11 protein-coding genes are annotated in these 14879 nt (G+C 59.7%); 8 read left to right on the top strand and 3 right to left on the bottom strand.

Going from position 1 to position 14879, the window contains the following annotated elements; translation table 11 throughout:
- Positions 1-92: 92 nt before the first annotated feature.
- From MF6394_RS06925 to MF6394_RS06915, 3 genes are all read left to right on the top strand, one after another.
- The gene (locus MF6394_RS06925) at positions 93-1547 is read left to right on the top strand and encodes a TrkH family potassium uptake protein (RefSeq protein WP_078466376.1); all 1455 of its coding nucleotides are present in this window, start codon (positions 93-95) and stop codon (positions 1545-1547) included.
- 116 nt (positions 1548-1663) lie between these two features.
- A complete protein-coding gene (locus MF6394_RS06920; protein WP_047711717.1) occupies positions 1664-2437 on the top strand; it encodes an SDR family oxidoreductase in 774 nt (257 codons plus the stop codon).
- Between the two features lie 151 nt (positions 2438-2588).
- Positions 2589-3494, top strand: a complete 906-nt coding sequence (locus MF6394_RS06915; RefSeq protein WP_078466375.1) for a LysR family transcriptional regulator — start codon at positions 2589-2591, stop codon at positions 3492-3494.
- Between the two features lie 219 nt (positions 3495-3713).
- Here the strand turns inward: MF6394_RS06915 and MF6394_RS06910 are convergent, their stop codons facing one another.
- Together MF6394_RS06910 and treR are read right to left on the bottom strand one after the other, a co-directional pair.
- Positions 3714-4484: an APH(3')-II family aminoglycoside O-phosphotransferase gene (locus MF6394_RS06910; protein WP_047711715.1), complete on the bottom strand. Its 771-nt coding sequence runs from the start codon at positions 4482-4484 to the stop codon at positions 3714-3716.
- 14 nt (positions 4485-4498) lie between these two features.
- Complete coding sequence (gene treR, locus MF6394_RS06905; protein ID WP_032895407.1) at positions 4499-5203, bottom strand: trehalose operon repressor; 705 nt, start codon at positions 5201-5203, stop codon at positions 4499-4501.
- A gap of 254 nt (positions 5204-5457) precedes the next feature.
- Here treR and treP point away from each other — a divergent pair, with 254 nt between their 5' ends.
- The 5 genes from treP to MF6394_RS06880 all read left to right on the top strand — a co-directional run bounded on the left by treP (position 5458) and on the right by MF6394_RS06880 (position 13055).
- Positions 5458-6900, top strand: a complete 1443-nt coding sequence (treP, locus tag MF6394_RS06900) for a PTS system trehalose-specific EIIBC component (protein ID WP_014719803.1) — start codon at positions 5458-5460, stop codon at positions 6898-6900.
- A 122-nt stretch (positions 6901-7022) separates the two neighbouring features.
- Positions 7023-8669, top strand: a complete 1647-nt coding sequence (gene treC / locus MF6394_RS06895; RefSeq protein ID WP_044268055.1) for an alpha,alpha-phosphotrehalase — start codon at positions 7023-7025, stop codon at positions 8667-8669.
- A gap of 166 nt (positions 8670-8835) precedes the next feature.
- Positions 8836-10056 (top strand): maltoporin, encoded by a 1221-nt coding sequence (locus MF6394_RS06890; RefSeq protein ID WP_044268053.1) that lies wholly within the window; start codon positions 8836-8838, stop codon positions 10054-10056.
- A gap of 183 nt (positions 10057-10239) precedes the next feature.
- Entirely contained in the window at positions 10240-12774 is a 2535-nt protein-coding gene (gene ptsP, locus MF6394_RS06885; protein WP_078466374.1) for a phosphoenolpyruvate--protein phosphotransferase, read from the top strand.
- A 2-nt stretch (positions 12775-12776) separates the two neighbouring features.
- Positions 12777-13055: a PTS transporter subunit EIIB gene (locus tag MF6394_RS06880; RefSeq protein ID WP_078466373.1), complete on the top strand. Its 279-nt coding sequence runs from the start codon at positions 12777-12779 to the stop codon at positions 13053-13055.
- A gap of 125 nt (positions 13056-13180) precedes the next feature.
- Here the strand turns inward: MF6394_RS06880 and mltF are convergent, their stop codons facing one another.
- A complete protein-coding gene (gene mltF / locus MF6394_RS06875; protein ID WP_003193988.1) occupies positions 13181-14641 on the bottom strand; it encodes a membrane-bound lytic murein transglycosylase MltF in 1461 nt (486 codons plus the stop codon).
- Positions 14642-14879: the final 238 nt, after the last annotated feature.

The following is a 14879-nucleotide window of genomic DNA, read 5'->3' as shown; positions in this document are numbered from 1 at the left end:
CTAATCGCGCGTAAAAATTTTACGGAGAATTTACGCAGCCTGTTTGGGGGGCATCCGATACTGCGCGGTGCTCATTTCGGAACGCTACTGTGATGTCACTCGCAGCAATTCGGCTTATCGGCTTCATCTTAGGTATTTTTTTGATCACGCTGGCCGTCAGCATGGCTATTCCCATGATTAGGCTGGTGGTCTATGAGCGCAGCGACGATCTCTCGGCCTTCCTCTGGGCGAGTTTGATTACGCTTATTTGCGGTCTTCTGTTGATCGTGCGAGGGCGCCCCGATACTGGCCATCTTCGCCCAAGGGACATGTACTTGCTGACTACCGCAAGCTGGGTAGTTGTGTGCACGTTCGCCGCGTTACCCATGGTATTCATCAGTCATATCAGTTACACCGACGCCTTCTTTGAAACGATGTCTGGCATCACAACCACTGGCTCGACCGTACTCAGCGGTCTGGATAGTTCATCTCCCGGATTGCTGATCTGGCGTTCGATGCTCCATTGGTTGGGCGGCATCGGTTTTATCGGCATGGCTGTGGCGATTCTTCCACTTTTGCGCATCGGCGGGATGCGTCTGTTCCAGACAGAGTCCTCAGATTGGTCTGAGAAAGTGACCCCTCGCTCCCATGTGGCAGCCAAGTACATTCTTTTGCTCTATCTGGGGCTTACGGGCCTCGGAACCCTGTCGCTCTGGCTCGCTGGAATGACGCCATTTGAAGCGGTCAACCATGCGATGTCGCTGATCTCTACCGGAGGATTCTCAACCTCGGACGCCTCTCTTGGGCATTGGACGCAACCAGCGATTCACTGGGTGGCAGTAGCAATCATGGTTCTGGGCAGCCTGCCATTCACCTTGTACGTTGCAACATTGCGAGGTAATCGGCGTGCGTTGATCAGGGATCACCAGGTGCGCGGATTTATTGGATTCTTGCTCATCACATCGCTGGCTGTGGGTACCTGGCTGCACGTTCACAGCGATCATGGATGGTGGGATGCATTTCGTATCGTGGCCGTCAACGTGACCTCGGTGGTCACAACTACCGGCGTTGCGGTGGGCGACTACACCTTGTGGGGCAGCTTCGCGGTCTTGCTGTTTTTCTATTTAACCTTTGTCGGAGGCTGTTCCGGCTCAACGGCAGGCGGTCTTAAAATCTTCCGATTTCAAGTAGCTGCCGCTTTACTGGTCAGCAGCTTGAAGCAGTTGATCCATCCTCGAGCCGTGATTCAGAAAAAATACAACGGCCATCCCATCGACGAGGAGATTGTGCGCTCGCTTTTGACCTTCTCGTTTTTCTTCACCATCACGATTGCCGTTATCGCTTTGGGCCTGGCGCTCATTGGGCTTGATTGGATAACCGCGTTGAGCGGCGCCGCCACGGCGGTGTGTAACGTCGGGCCAGGCCTGGGCTCCATCATTGGGCCGGCCGGCAATTTTTCATCATTGCCGGATGCGGCCAAATGGTTACTTACCGTTGGAATGCTTCTGGGAAGGTTGGAAATCCTGACGGTGCTGGTACTCGTAACTCCGGTTTTCAGAAGGTATTGAAATTCTGGATTAGGTTGTTTTTCTGGATTATTCATCCAGCCAGCGGTGGTTTATCGCGCTGGGTGAAGCCGCCTAAGCTGAACTCTCCATCGAATTGTGAAGAAGGAGATTCCCCCATGACAGACCATTCCATCCGAGGCAAAGTCGTTCTAATCGCCGGCGGCGCCAAGAATCTTGGGGGGGTGATCGCGCGCGACCTGGCCGCTCAGGGCGCCAAGGCTGTCGCGATCCACTACAACAGTGCGGCGTCCAAGGTCGATGCCGATGCAACTGTCGCCGCAGTGCAAGCCAGCGGTGCGCAGGCTGTGGCGTTGCAGGGCGACCTGACAACGGCCGGCGCCGTCGAAAAGCTGTTCGCCGATGCTGTCGCTGCTGTCGGCAAGCCCGACATCGCCATCAATACCGTCGGTAAGGTGCTCAAGAAGCCAATGGCCGAAATCAGCGAGGCGGAGTACGACGAGATGACGGCAGTCAATTCGAAGACCGCTTTCTTTTTTCTCAAGGAAGCCGGCAAGCACCTCAACGATAACGGCAAGATCTGCACCGTAGTGACCTCGCTGCTGGGCGCTTATACGCCGTTCTATGCCGCCTATGCAGGTACAAAAGCGCCCGTGGAGCATTTCACTCGCGCCGCCTCCAAGGAGTTCGGTGCGCGCGGTATTTCGGTGACGGCGGTCGGCCCAGGCCCGATGGACACGCCATTTTTCTATCCGGCCGAGGGTGCCGATGCAGTGGCGTATCACAAGACGGCTGCGGCGCTTTCAACATCCAGCAAAACTGGCCTGACCGACATCCAGGATGTAGTGCCCTTTATTCGGCACTTGGTAAGCGACGGATGGTGGATTACTGGACAGACCATCCTCATTAATGGTGGGTACACCACCAAATAAGCCGCGGCGGCACCGTTTTGCCGATATAAGGAAAAATCACCAACGGACAGCACCCCGGTGGCGGGGTGCGAGTACGATGAATGCCTTGGTTTTGCTGGATGAGGGGGTGTTGCGCCTCCTCAGTTAGAGCGGGCGCTATGGAAAGGGATGAATGGATAGGCTCGATCAGTACCGCATATTTGTTCAGGTTGCCGAGATGGGCAGTTTCATCAACGCTGCCCATGCGCTGCAAGTGCCGCGGGCGTCGGTGTCGGCTGCTGTGCAGCAACTCGAATCGACCATGGGCACGCGCTTGCTGCACCGAACGACGCGACATGTGCGGCTGACCGCTGATGGTGTGCAATTGTTGGAACGGGTGCGTCTGTTCCTTTGCGACGCGGAAGACATTGATCAGTTATTTCATGCCAGCCAACGCAAGATTTCGGGGCGTCTGAATGTGGACGTGCCTAGCCGTATTGCTCGTCGGCTGATTGCCCCTGCGTTGCCAGGCTTTTTGCGCCGCTATCCTCGCCTCCAGTTGGCGTTGGGTTCGACCGATCGCGCGATTGATCTGGTGCAGGAGGGTGTTGACTGTGCCGTGCGGATTGGAGCGCTGCACGACAGCAGTCTGGTCGCGCTTCCCTTGGGTCATATCGCATTGATCAACTGCGCCAGCCCAGGCTACCTGCACGAGCATGGTGTGCCGACCAAGCCGGATGATCTGCTGCAAGGACACTTTTGCGTGGGGTATGCCTCGCCTTCCACAGGGCGGGAGCTTCCCTGGGACTGCTATGTGTCGGGTGAGGAGCGGCAGCTTGTCGTACCCAGTCGTGTGATTGTCAACAACGCTGAAAGCTACATCGCCTGTTGCGTCTCGGGGGTGGGATTGATCCAGATTCCCAGATTTGACGTTCAGCACCTGCTCGACGCAGGCGAACTGGTTGAGGTTATGCCCGACTTTCGTGCCGCGCCGATGCAGGTATCGCTTGTCTATCCGAACCGCAGGCAACGTTCGCGTCGTCTTAACGCATTCCTCGAGTGGTTCCAGGGCTTGGTGCAACCTCACCTTGACCGCTGATTATTAGAGAAGTAGTGATCGAATCAAATCCGTATCGAACGGTGTTGTCCCTTGATCAGGCGCAAACACCGTCTGTGCCAGCTGGGGTAACAAAAGAGGGGGCGCTTCGCGACCCAGCGGGAGCAGGCTCCCTCGCCACGGGTTGCTTTGTGTCCTGTAAGTGGCGGCACTACGACTTAAACTGAGGGTGTAGAGAGGGTATCGACAGTACGCTCAGTGTCAGAAAAACTCATCCAGCAGACAATAGAACTTCATACGCTGCTCATCGGGCTCAACGCCATACACCTCGAAAAATGGCTTCACCCATTCCTGCCCCAGGTTGCTTTCAATACTTCGTGCTGCCAGGGCAAGGTCTTGGAACCGATCGCTGACCCCCAGGCGTCCACAGTCGATGAAGCCGCTGAAGCAACCCTCTGCTGCCATGAAATTCGGCAGGCACGCGTCGCCATGGGTCACTACCAGATCATGAGTCTTTGGCTGAGTCGCCACCAGTTCGGCAAACACATCCTCAGCGCTTTGCCCCAGTCGCTCGTCATCGAAGTCTGCCTCGTCCACGAGGCCGGCACTGACGTGCTCCCGTGCGCGTGCAATGCGCAGCTCAAGGGAGTGATCGAAGGGGCAGAGGGCCACGGGTAACTGGTGTAAAGCACGCAGCGCGGTCGCCAGGATGTGAATGATTTGCCCGGCAGGAAGCTCGTTGGTGCTGGCCAGGTCCCGTCCCGGTACGGCGGTCATCAGTAACCAATGGCGATGGACCTCTTTAACTTCATCCAAGACCGCAGGCGCCGACAGACCCATGTGCTGCAGCCACCTAAGCCGATCAATTTCGTCTGCCAACTCACCGTGTTCCTCGAGGGGCTCGGATTTCAGGAACAGATCCGTGCCACTGTCTTGGTGCAGGCGAAAGACGTCAGCGCGCGATTCACCAATGGCCTGTTGTTCAATCAGCGCATGGGGGAATTGTTCACGCCATTTTTGGGGGATATTCATCGCTGTCTCTGGCTTTAGCGCCGCGCCACATCCGAAAAGTAAAACTTATCCAACGTATGCCGCGACTCGGTGTACTCGAATTGCCTTCCATCCTGCAAAAACGTCTGGTTGCTCACCACAATCACATGGCTTTGCCCATCCAGATCCAGATGCGCCTGGTCGTCCTTGCTGCGCGGCAAGGCTTCGATGGTGCGTTGCGCGTAGCTGATCTGCAGCTGCAGCGTTTGCTCGATAAACGCGTAGATCGACTGCTCGGCGATGTCGCGGTCCAGGCCGGGAATCAGGTCGCTGATGAAATGGTTGATGTCCAGGATCACCCGTTTGCCACCGATGCGGCGTACCCGTTTGATGCGCGTGATCAGGGTGCCGGGCTCGGCCTCGATGTGTTGCAGCAGTGACCCTTCCAGTGGGATCTGGGTGAACTCGACCACCTCGGTGCGTACGTCATCACCCAGGTCGGCGTGGGTCTCGTGGAAGCTGACGATGCCGCCCAGTTGGAACTCAATCGGGTTGGGCGACAACACAAAGGTGCCCTTGCCGTGGATTTTTTGTGCAAAGCCGCGTTCCTGCAACTGCTCGATGGCGCGCCGCACGGTGCCACGGCTGGCCTGGTAGGCGTCCATCAATTCGGTTTCGGAGGGAAGGCGCGTACCGCGTTGCAGGCGTTCGGTGGTGATGCTGGCAAGCAGATCCGTATAGATCTGGTTGTATTTGCTCATGGGATGGCTCTTGCCCGGCGTTATGAAGGTGGACTGCGCGTTCAAGGCAGGAACCATAGTGGCAGAGGTGGGGTTTGTCCATTGGACAGCGGTGCGAGCTGGGGAAAAATCTGACAGAAAGCTCGCAGGCATAAACAAAAGTGTAACTCGTACAGACGAGTTGTTGATTTAACTCGTACAGACGAGTACTTTTCCCTTCTCGGCGTGCTGCCAACGACTGCCACCCATAAAAACAATCACAGTGGAAAACGAGCATGAGCCACGACTATTCAACGATTGCCCGCGAGATTCTCGACAACCTCGGGGGCCGCGAAAACCTTGAGCAGGCCGCCCATTGCGTGACCCGCCTGCGCCTGGCGCTCAAGGACCCCAGCCTGGTCAACAGCAGTGCGCTGAACCAGGTCGACTTGGTCAAAGGGTCGTTCTTTACCGGTGGCCTGTTCCAGGTGGTGATCGGCCCCGGCGAAGTGGAAAAGGTCTACGCCGCCCTGCGCGAACTGACCGGCCTTGCCGCCTCGACCATTGCCGACGTCAAGAAGGCCGGCGGCGACAAGACCAACCCCATGCAGCGTCTGGTGCGGGTGTTCTCCGATGTGTTCATGCCGATCCTGCCCGCGCTGATCATCGCGGGCCTGTTGATGGGCGTGAACAACCTGATGGGCGCCAAGGGCATGTTCATCGAAGGCAAGACGCTGCTGGAGGCCTACCCGAACCTGGATGGCCTGTGGAGCCTGATCAACCTGATGGCCAACACCTCCTTCGTGTTCCTGCCGGCGCTGGTGGGCTGGTCGGCGGCCAAGCGGTTCGGCGGCAGTGAAATCCTCGGCATCGTGCTGGGCCTGATGCTGGTGCACCCGGACCTGCTCAACGCCTGGAACTACGGCAAGGCGGTCGCTGGCCTCGACGGCCAGAGCCTGCCGTACTTCGATATCTTCGGTTGGTTCCAGATCGAGAAAGTCGGCTATCAAGGGCAGATCCTGCCGATCCTGATGGCGGCCTTTGTCATGAGCGTGATCGAAAAGTGGCTGCGGGCGAGGGTGCCGAATGCCATTCAACTGCTGGTCGTGCCGATCACCACCATCGTCGTCACCGGTGTGCTCGCCCTGGCGATCATCGGCCCGGTGACCCGTCACCTCGGCATCCTGATCACCGAAGGTTTGGTGACGCTGTTCGAGATCGCCCCGATGATCGGCGGCGCGATTTTCGGCCTGCTCTACGCGCCGCTGGTGATCACCGGCATGCACCACATGTTCCTGGCGGTCGACCTGCAGCTTATTTCCACCCAGGGCGGCACCTTTATCTGGCCGATGATCGTCATGTCCAACCTGGCCCAGGGCAGCGCCGCCCTCGGGGTGTTCTACATGACCCGCAACGCGCGGGACAAAAGCATGGCCTCGACCTCGGCGATTTCCGCTTACTTCGGCATCACTGAGCCGGCGATGTTCGGCGTGAACCTACGCTTCAAGTTTCCGTTCTATGCCGCGCTGCTGGGCTCGGCGCTGGGCAGCATTTTCCTGTCGTTGAACAAGGTGCAGGCCTCGGCCATCGGCGTCGGTGGGCTGCCCGGGTTTATCTCGATTGTGCCGAGCGCCATTCCGATGTTCGTGATTGGCATGGTCGTGGCGATGGTCGTGCCGTTTGCGCTGACGTGCATGTTGAGCATGAAGATTGTTCGGCCTGGTTACCGGGTCGCCTGAAGGTCGCTATCGCAGGCAAGCCAGCTCCCACAGTGATTTGTGAACACATTCAAATGTGGGAGCTGGCTTGCCTGCGATGAGGCCAGAAGGGCCAGCCCCCAACTCTACTGAAGGAACCCACCATGCAAACCTGGCAACACTCGGTGATCTACCAGATCTACCCCAAAAGCTTCCACAGCCACGCGGGTAACGCCACCGGTGACCTGTTGGGCATCGTGGACAAACTCGACTACCTCAAGTGGCTGGGCGTGGATTGTCTGTGGGTCACCCCGTTCCTGCGCTCGCCCCAGCGCGACAACGGCTACGACATCAGCGACTACTACGCCATCGACCCCAGCTACGGCACCATGGCCGATTGCGAGCTGCTGATCAGCGAAGCCGCCAAGCGTGGCATCAAGCTGATGCTCGACATCGTGGTCAACCACACCTCCATCGAACACGAATGGTTCCAGCAGGCGCGCAGCAGCCTCGACAACCCCTACCGCGACTTCTATATCTGGCGCGACCAGCCGAACAACTGGGAATCCAAGTTCGGCGGTTCGGCCTGGGAATACGAAGCGCAGACCGGCCAGTACTACCTGCACCTGTTCGACCACACCCAGGCCGACCTCAATTGGGACAACCCCCAGGTGCGCGCCGAAGTATTCAAGATGATGCGCTTCTGGCGCGACAAAGGCGTGGGTGGGTTCCGCCTGGATGTGATCAACCTGATCTCCAAGCCCGCCGATTTCCCCGAGGACAACAGCGATGGCCGCCGCTTCTACACCGACGGCCCGAACGTGCATGAATACCTGCAGCAAATGCACCGCGAAGTCTTTGAAGGCCATGACCTGATCAACGTGGGCGAGATGTCATCCACCCGCCTGGAACACTGCATTCGCTACTCGAATCCAGCGTCTAAAGAACTATCGATGACGTTTAACTTCCACCACCTGAAAGTCGATTACCCGAACCTGCAGAAGTGGGTGAAGGCCGACTTCGACTTCCTGCAACTCAAGCAGATTTTCTCCGACTGGCAGATGGGCATGCAGGCCGGTGGCGGCTGGAATGCGTTGTTCTGGTGCAACCACGACCAGCCGCGGGTGGTTTCGCGTTTTGGTGACGACGGCGAATACCGCGTGGTCTCGGCCAAGATGCTCGCCACGGCGCTGCACTTTCTGCAGGGCACGCCGTATGTGTATCAGGGCGAAGAGCTGGGCATGACCAACCCCGGCTTCGACAGCATCTCGCAGTACCGTGATGTGGAAACCCTGAACATCTTCCGGCTCAAGCGCGATGCGGGCGAGTCCGAAGCCTCGAGCATGGCGGCGATCATGCAGAAGTCCCGCGACAACGGGCGTACGCCCATGCAGTGGAGCACCGAAGCGAACGCGGGGTTCAGTCGCGGTGAACCCTGGATCGGCATCCCCGCCAATGCCGCGCAGATCAACGTCGCAAGCCAGATGGATGACCCGGATTCAGTGCTGCATCACTACCGCAGGCTGATCGACTTGCGCCGCCGCGAACCGCTGATACAGCAAGGCGTTTACCGCCCGTTGCTGCAAGACCATCTCCAGGTCTGGGCGTACCTGCGTGAAGGTCACGGCGAGCGCTTGTTGGTAGTCAACAACTTCTATGGATCACCGTGCGAGATCCAACTGCCCGAAGGCGTGATCAACGCCGCGAACGAGCAACGCCTGCTGATCAGCAACTACCCCGACTGCCCACCGCGCACGAGCACGCTGGTGCTACGCCCTTATGAATCCTTCGTGCTGCACCTGACGGGTTGAAACACCCCCTGTAGGAGCGAGCTCGCTCGCGAAGATCGCCAACGAAAACGCGCCCCTCCAGGTGTTGCGTGGAGGCTGCAAGTTCTTCGCGAGCAAGCTCGCTCCTACAGGTGATCGCGTCACGCAAGACCGTAAGAAAAAACAATAAAAATAAAAGGAGCGCTTCATGAAAACAACAATCAAGCTGGGCCTTATAGCGTCCTGCCTCACGGTGCCTTTCGGCGCCCAAGCCCTGGAGTTTGCCGGGTATTTGCGCAGCGGTGTGGGCACGTCAACCGGAAGTGGCAAGCAGCAATGTTTCCAACTGCCGGGTGCGCAAACCAAATACCGCCTGGGTAACGAATGCGAGCAGTACGCCGAGCTGGAACTGCGTCAGGATTTGCTGACCCTTGACGATGGTTCGGTGCTCAGCGTCGATGCCATGGCTTCCCTCTACAACAAGTACGACCGCGCCCTGAAGTTCCAGGGCGAAAACAACGGCTCGGCGCGCATGCCACAGATGTATGCGCAGTGGTCCAACCTGCCCAGCCTCAATGGCGGTTCGCTGTGGGCCGGGCGGCGTTACTACAAGCGTAACGACATCCATATCTCCGACTTCTACTACTGGAACCAGAGCGCCACCGGTGGCGGGATCGAGGACGTGCTGATCGGCGGATTGAAATACAGCTACGCGCTGTCGCGCAAAGACAACCTGTACCAGAAGGAATACGCCACCCGTCACGACTTCAACGTCGCAGGTTTCAAGACCAACCCCGGTGGCGAGCTGGAACTGGGCTTGAGCTACATCGCCAAGGCCGGTGGCCGTGACACAAACAGCGGCTGGGCGCTGACGGCGCAGCATGTGCAAGCGGCCTTCCTGGGCGGCAAGAACAAGTTTGCCCTGCAGTACGGCGAAGGCCCCGGCACCGGCCTGGGCTACACCGGCAATACCGCGCTGGACAAGAGCAGCAAAAGTTACCGCGCGGTGGAGTTCTTTGATTGGCAGGTAACGCCGCGTTTCGGCGGGCAAGTCGAGGCGGTGTACCAGAAAGATGTGCGCCCAGGGCGTCAGGACCAGAACTGGATGTCCTTGGGTGTGCGCCCGGCGTATGCGCTCAGCGAGCAATTCAAACTGGTCACTGAGCTGGGGCACGATCAGGTCGAGGCCACAGGCGGTACGCGCAAATTGAGCAAATTTACCTTCGCCCCGACCTGGTCGCCCAAAGGCCCTGAATTCTGGGCGCGGCCGGAGGTGCGGTTGTATTACACCTATGCATCCTGGAACAAAGCGGCCAAGCGTGCGGCCAATGAGCTGGCGGCGGGCTCGGCGTTGTCCGACACCGGCGCCTATGGCACGGCGCGGCATGGCTCGAACATAGGCATGCAGGTCGAATATTGGTGGAAGTAATCAGGAGGGAGTACGCGGGCTAATGTGGGAGCGGGCTTGCTCGCGAATGCAGTGGGTCAGTCAGTGAATGTGTCGCCTGATACACCGCTTTCGCGAGCAAGCCCGCTCCCACACTGACCTTCGTCATCCTCAACCTTGCATCGACTCAACGATTTTTAAAGAACAACACAAACAGGTGAAGTCATGACCACATCTCAACCCCTGGAACTGCTGGCACCCTTGTCCGGGGTTTTGCTGGCGCTGGACCAGGTGCCCGACCCGGTATTTTCCGGCCGCGTGATTGGCGATGGCCTGTGCATCGACCCCACCTCGCAAACCCTCTGCGCGCCGTTGACCGGGGTGATCAGCAACATTCAGGACAGCGGCCATGCGGTCAGTGTCACCGCCGATAACGGTGTGCAGGTGCTGCTGCATATTGGCCTGGATACCGTGAACCTGGCGGGCCAGGGTTTCACCCGGCTGGTCGAGGAGGGCCAGCGGGTGGAGGCCGGGCAGCCGCTGATCGAGTTCGATGCCGACTATGTCGCGCTCAATGCACGCAGCCTGCTGACCTTGATGCTCATTGTGAGCGGCGAGCCGTTTGTGCCGTTGGTGGCCGGTCAGGCGCTGGTCGAGTCCGGCCAGCCACTGTTGCAGGTCTCGCCGGGGCCGATGAAAGCTGAGGTGGACGAGGAGGAGGGCAATGCGCTGTTTTCCAAGCCAGTGACCCTGCCCAATGCCAGCGGCTTGCACGCCCGCCCTGCGGCGGTGTTTGCCCAGGCGGCGAAGGGGTTCAGTTCCAGCATTTTCCTGCACAAGCAAACCCTGAGCGCGAATGCCAAGTCGCTTGTAGCGATCATGGCGCTGCAGACCTCCCAGGGCGACAGTGTGCAAGTGAGCGCGGCGGGGGAAGATGCCGAGGCGGCGATTCACGCGCTGGTGGCGTTGTTGCTCGACGGCTGTGGCGAGACGCTGCCGGTAGCGGTCGAGAAAGTCAGCAAGCCCGCTGTGCCGGCGTCTTCGGCGTCCGTGTTGCGAGGCGTCTGTGCCTCGCCTGGCTCGGCGTTCGGCCAGGTTGTCCAAGTGGCTGAACCGGTGCTTGAGATTTCCGAAGCCGGTGCGGGAGAAACCTTCGAACGTACCGCATTGGCGCGTGGCCTGCGGGCGGCAAACGAGGCGTTGCAAGCGTTGCAGGCCAAGGCGGCCGGCAGCGCCCAGGCCGAGATCTTCCGCGCCCATCAGGAACTGCTTGAAGACCCGACCCTGCTTGAACAAGCCCATAGCCTGCTGGCCGAAGGCAAGAGCGCTGCCTTTGCCTGGAACACCGCCACAGTGGCGACCGCCAGACTCTTCGAAGGCTTGGGTAAAACGCTGCTGGCTGAGCGTGCGGCGGACTTGGCCGACGTCGGCCAGCGCGTACTCAAGTTGATCCTGGGCGTGCCAGAGCGGTCCATGGAGCTGCCGGAGTGCGCCATTCTGGTCGCTGAACAACTGACACCCTCACAAACCGCCGGCCTGGATACCAGCAAAGTGCTGGGCTTTGTCACGGTCGCCGGGGGCGCTACCAGTCACGTGGCCATCCTCGCCCGGGCCCTCGGCCTGCCATCCCTTTGCGGTGTACCCAGTCAAGTACTGGCCTTGGCCAACGGCAAGCGGGTACTGCTCAATGCCGACAAAGGTGAGCTGCAGCTGGAGCCGAACCTGGCCGAAATCGAACAACTGCAGGCGGTGCGCCAACAGCAAAAGCTGCGGCTGCAGCGTGAAGTGGCACAGGCCTCACAGGCGGCGGTCACCCGAGACGGTCACCACGTCGAGGTCACAGCCAACGTCGCCTCATTGCAGGAAGTGGAGCAGTCCCTGACCCTGGGCGGTGAAGGCGTGGGCCTGCTGCGTTCGGAGTTCCTCTACCTGGAACGTAACCGTGCGCCGAGCGCAGAGGAGCAGGCCGACACCTACAGCGCCATTGCCCGCGCCCTCGGCACCGAACGAAATCTGGTGGTACGTACCCTGGATGTGGGCGGCGATAAACCCTTGGCCTATGTGCCGATGGACAGCGAGACCAACCCGTTCCTAGGCCTGCGCGGTATCCGCTTGTGCCTGGAACGCCCCGAACTGTTGCGTGAACAGTTACGTGCGATTCTTGCCAGCGCCGGCTTGGCGCGGCTGCATATCATGTTGCCGATGGTCAGCCTGCTGTCGGAGCTGCACCTGGCGCGCAAAATGCTCGAAGAGGAAGCACAGGCCCTTGGCCTGAGCGAACTGCCCAAGCTGGGCATCATGATCGAAGTGCCGAGCGCGGCGTTGATGGCGGATGTGTTTGCGCCCCATGTGGATTTCTTCTCCATCGGCACCAACGACCTCACCCAATACACCTTGGCCATGGACCGCGACCACCCGCGGCTGGCCAGCCAGGCCGACAGTTTTCACCCGGCGGTGCTGCGCCTGATCGACATCACCGTCAAAGCGGCCCATGCCCACGGCAAGTGGGTGGGCGTGTGTGGTGCGCTGGCGTCCGAAACCATGGCGGTGCCGGTGTTGATCGGTCTGGGCGTGGATGAGCTGTCGGTCAGTGTGCCGCTGATCCCCACCATCAAGGCCACCGTGCGCGAGCTGGACCTGCACGACTGCCAGATCATCGCCCGCCAGGTGCTGGGCCTGGAAGAAGCCGACCAAGTGCGCGAGGCCCTGCGCCTGTACCACGCGGCCACCGTTGAAACCTCACCTGTCGTGGAGCACTGAGCATGTTCGAGAAATTGCAGCGGGCGTTCTGGAAAGCCCTGACGCCTGATTTGGTGGCCGAGACGGTTACCACGCTGACACCCAGCCTGTTGTCGGCCGAGGTGCTGAGTGCATTGGGCGGGGAGGGCAACGTCACGTCACAGCAGCGCGTGGCACTCACGCGGGTACGGGTGCAGTTGCGGGAGGCGGGGCGTGTGGATGAGTCGGCGTTGAAGGCCGCGGGTATACCCGCCGTGATGGTACTGCCGGGCGGCGTGGCCCACCTGCTCACCGGCCTCTAGGCCAAGTGAAGATCCAAATGTGGGAGCGGGCTTGCTCGCGAAGGCGGTGGATCAGTCAATACATGTGCTGACTGACACACCGCCTTCGCGAGCAAGCCCGCTCCCACATGAGGTATGTGGTGTTTTTATAACTGTGGGGTGTCTTGCGCAGGCTTGGTCTTGTCCACACCCGGCACATGCAGGTTGCCTTCCACCACCTGGTTACCCTCCAGCTGCGGCTGGGTTACCCAGGTGAGGATGTCGTAGTAACGCCGGATGTTCGCCACAAAATGCACCGGCTCGCCGCCGCGGGCGTAGCCGTAGCGGGTCTTGCTGTACCACTGCTTCTGCGACAGGCGTGGCAGCATCTTCTTCACGTCCAGCCACTTGTTCGGGTTCAGGCCTTCTTTTTTCGCCAGGATGCGCGCGTCGTCCAGATGGCCGGTGCCCACGTTATAGGCGGCGAGGGCGAACCAGGTGCGGTCGGGCTCGGCGATCTTGTCGTCCAGCTCATCCTTGATCCGGGCCAGGTACTTGGCGCCGCCCATGATGCTCTGCTTGGGGTCCAGGCGGTTGGACACGCCCATGGCTTGGGCGGTGTTCTGGGTCAGCATCATCAGGCCGCGCACGCCGGTCTTGGACGTGACCGTGGGTTGCCACAGCGATTCCTGGTAACCAATGGCTGCCAATAAGCGCCAATCGACTTTCTCGGCCTTGGCATAGGCGCGAAAGTGCTTCTCGTACTTGGGCAAGCGTTGTTGCAGGTGCTGGGCAAAGGTATAGGCGCCGACATAGCCAAGGACATCGACATGCCCGTAGTAGCGATCCTTCAGACGCTGCAGGGTGCCATTCTTCTCGACCTTGTCCAGGTAACTGTTGATCTCGTTGAGCAGGCTGTTGTCTTCACCGGCCGCCACCGCCCAGCTCTGGTTGCTGGCATTGCCAAGGTCGAAGGCCACGCGCACGTTGGGGAAGTACACCTGGTTCATGGCCACTTCGTTGGAGTCCACCAGGGTCAGGTCGATTTGCCCTTCGTCGACCATGCGCAGCAAATCCACCACCTCAACGGCGTCGGATTCTTCGTATTCAATCGCCGGGTTCTGTTTTTTCAGCGCTGCCAGTTGTTCGGCGTGGGTGCTGCCCTTGAGCACCATGATCTTCTTGCCCACCAGGTCGGCGGCGTTGGTCGGGCGCGACTGGCCGTTGCGGTAGATGATCTGTGGGGTGACTTCAAGGTACGGGTGGGAAAAGCGCACCTGCTGCTGGCGCTGATCGCTGCTCACCAGGCCGGCGGCGGCGAGCACCGGGCCGTTGGGTTTGCTCAACTGGTTGAACAGGTCGTCAAGGTTGTCGGCCGTCTCGATTTCCAGTTTCACGCCCAGGTCGTCGGCAAAGCGCTTGACCAGTTCGTATTCGAAGCCGGTTTCACCGTTGCGATCCTGGAAATACGTCGCGGGACTGTTGCGAGTGACCACCCGCAATACGCCATCCTCCTTGATTCGCTCCAGTGTGCTGGGTTTATCAACACAGGCACTGAGCATCAGGAAGAGCAAGGTGGCGATGAGCCATTTGACGCATCGCAGGCGCGAAACAGTTGGGAAGAACATCTGCGCAGTATACGCAAACGGCTCACGGCGCCATATCTCGACAGCGGCGCACTTGTCTGCTAGCCAGCGCAAAACTGTGCTGCAGCCCGCAGAAACGGGGGTTGGCGAGCGTTTGTGACGGTTAAAATAACTGCGCCCAATGCCCTGGATAACGCCGTGATCGCAGGCAAAGCGTGCCAACTGACGTTCGGCGGCGGCCACCGGTAGCGTTTCGGGTGCCGTTGGCGAAGGTTTACGC

Source organism: Pseudomonas sp. MF6394 (assembly GCF_002018845.1).
Taxonomy (GTDB): domain Bacteria; phylum Pseudomonadota; class Gammaproteobacteria; order Pseudomonadales; family Pseudomonadaceae; genus Aquipseudomonas; species Aquipseudomonas lactis.
The sequence above is the reverse complement of the archived record's forward strand: the minus strand, read 5'-3'. Positions and strand labels throughout refer to the sequence as shown.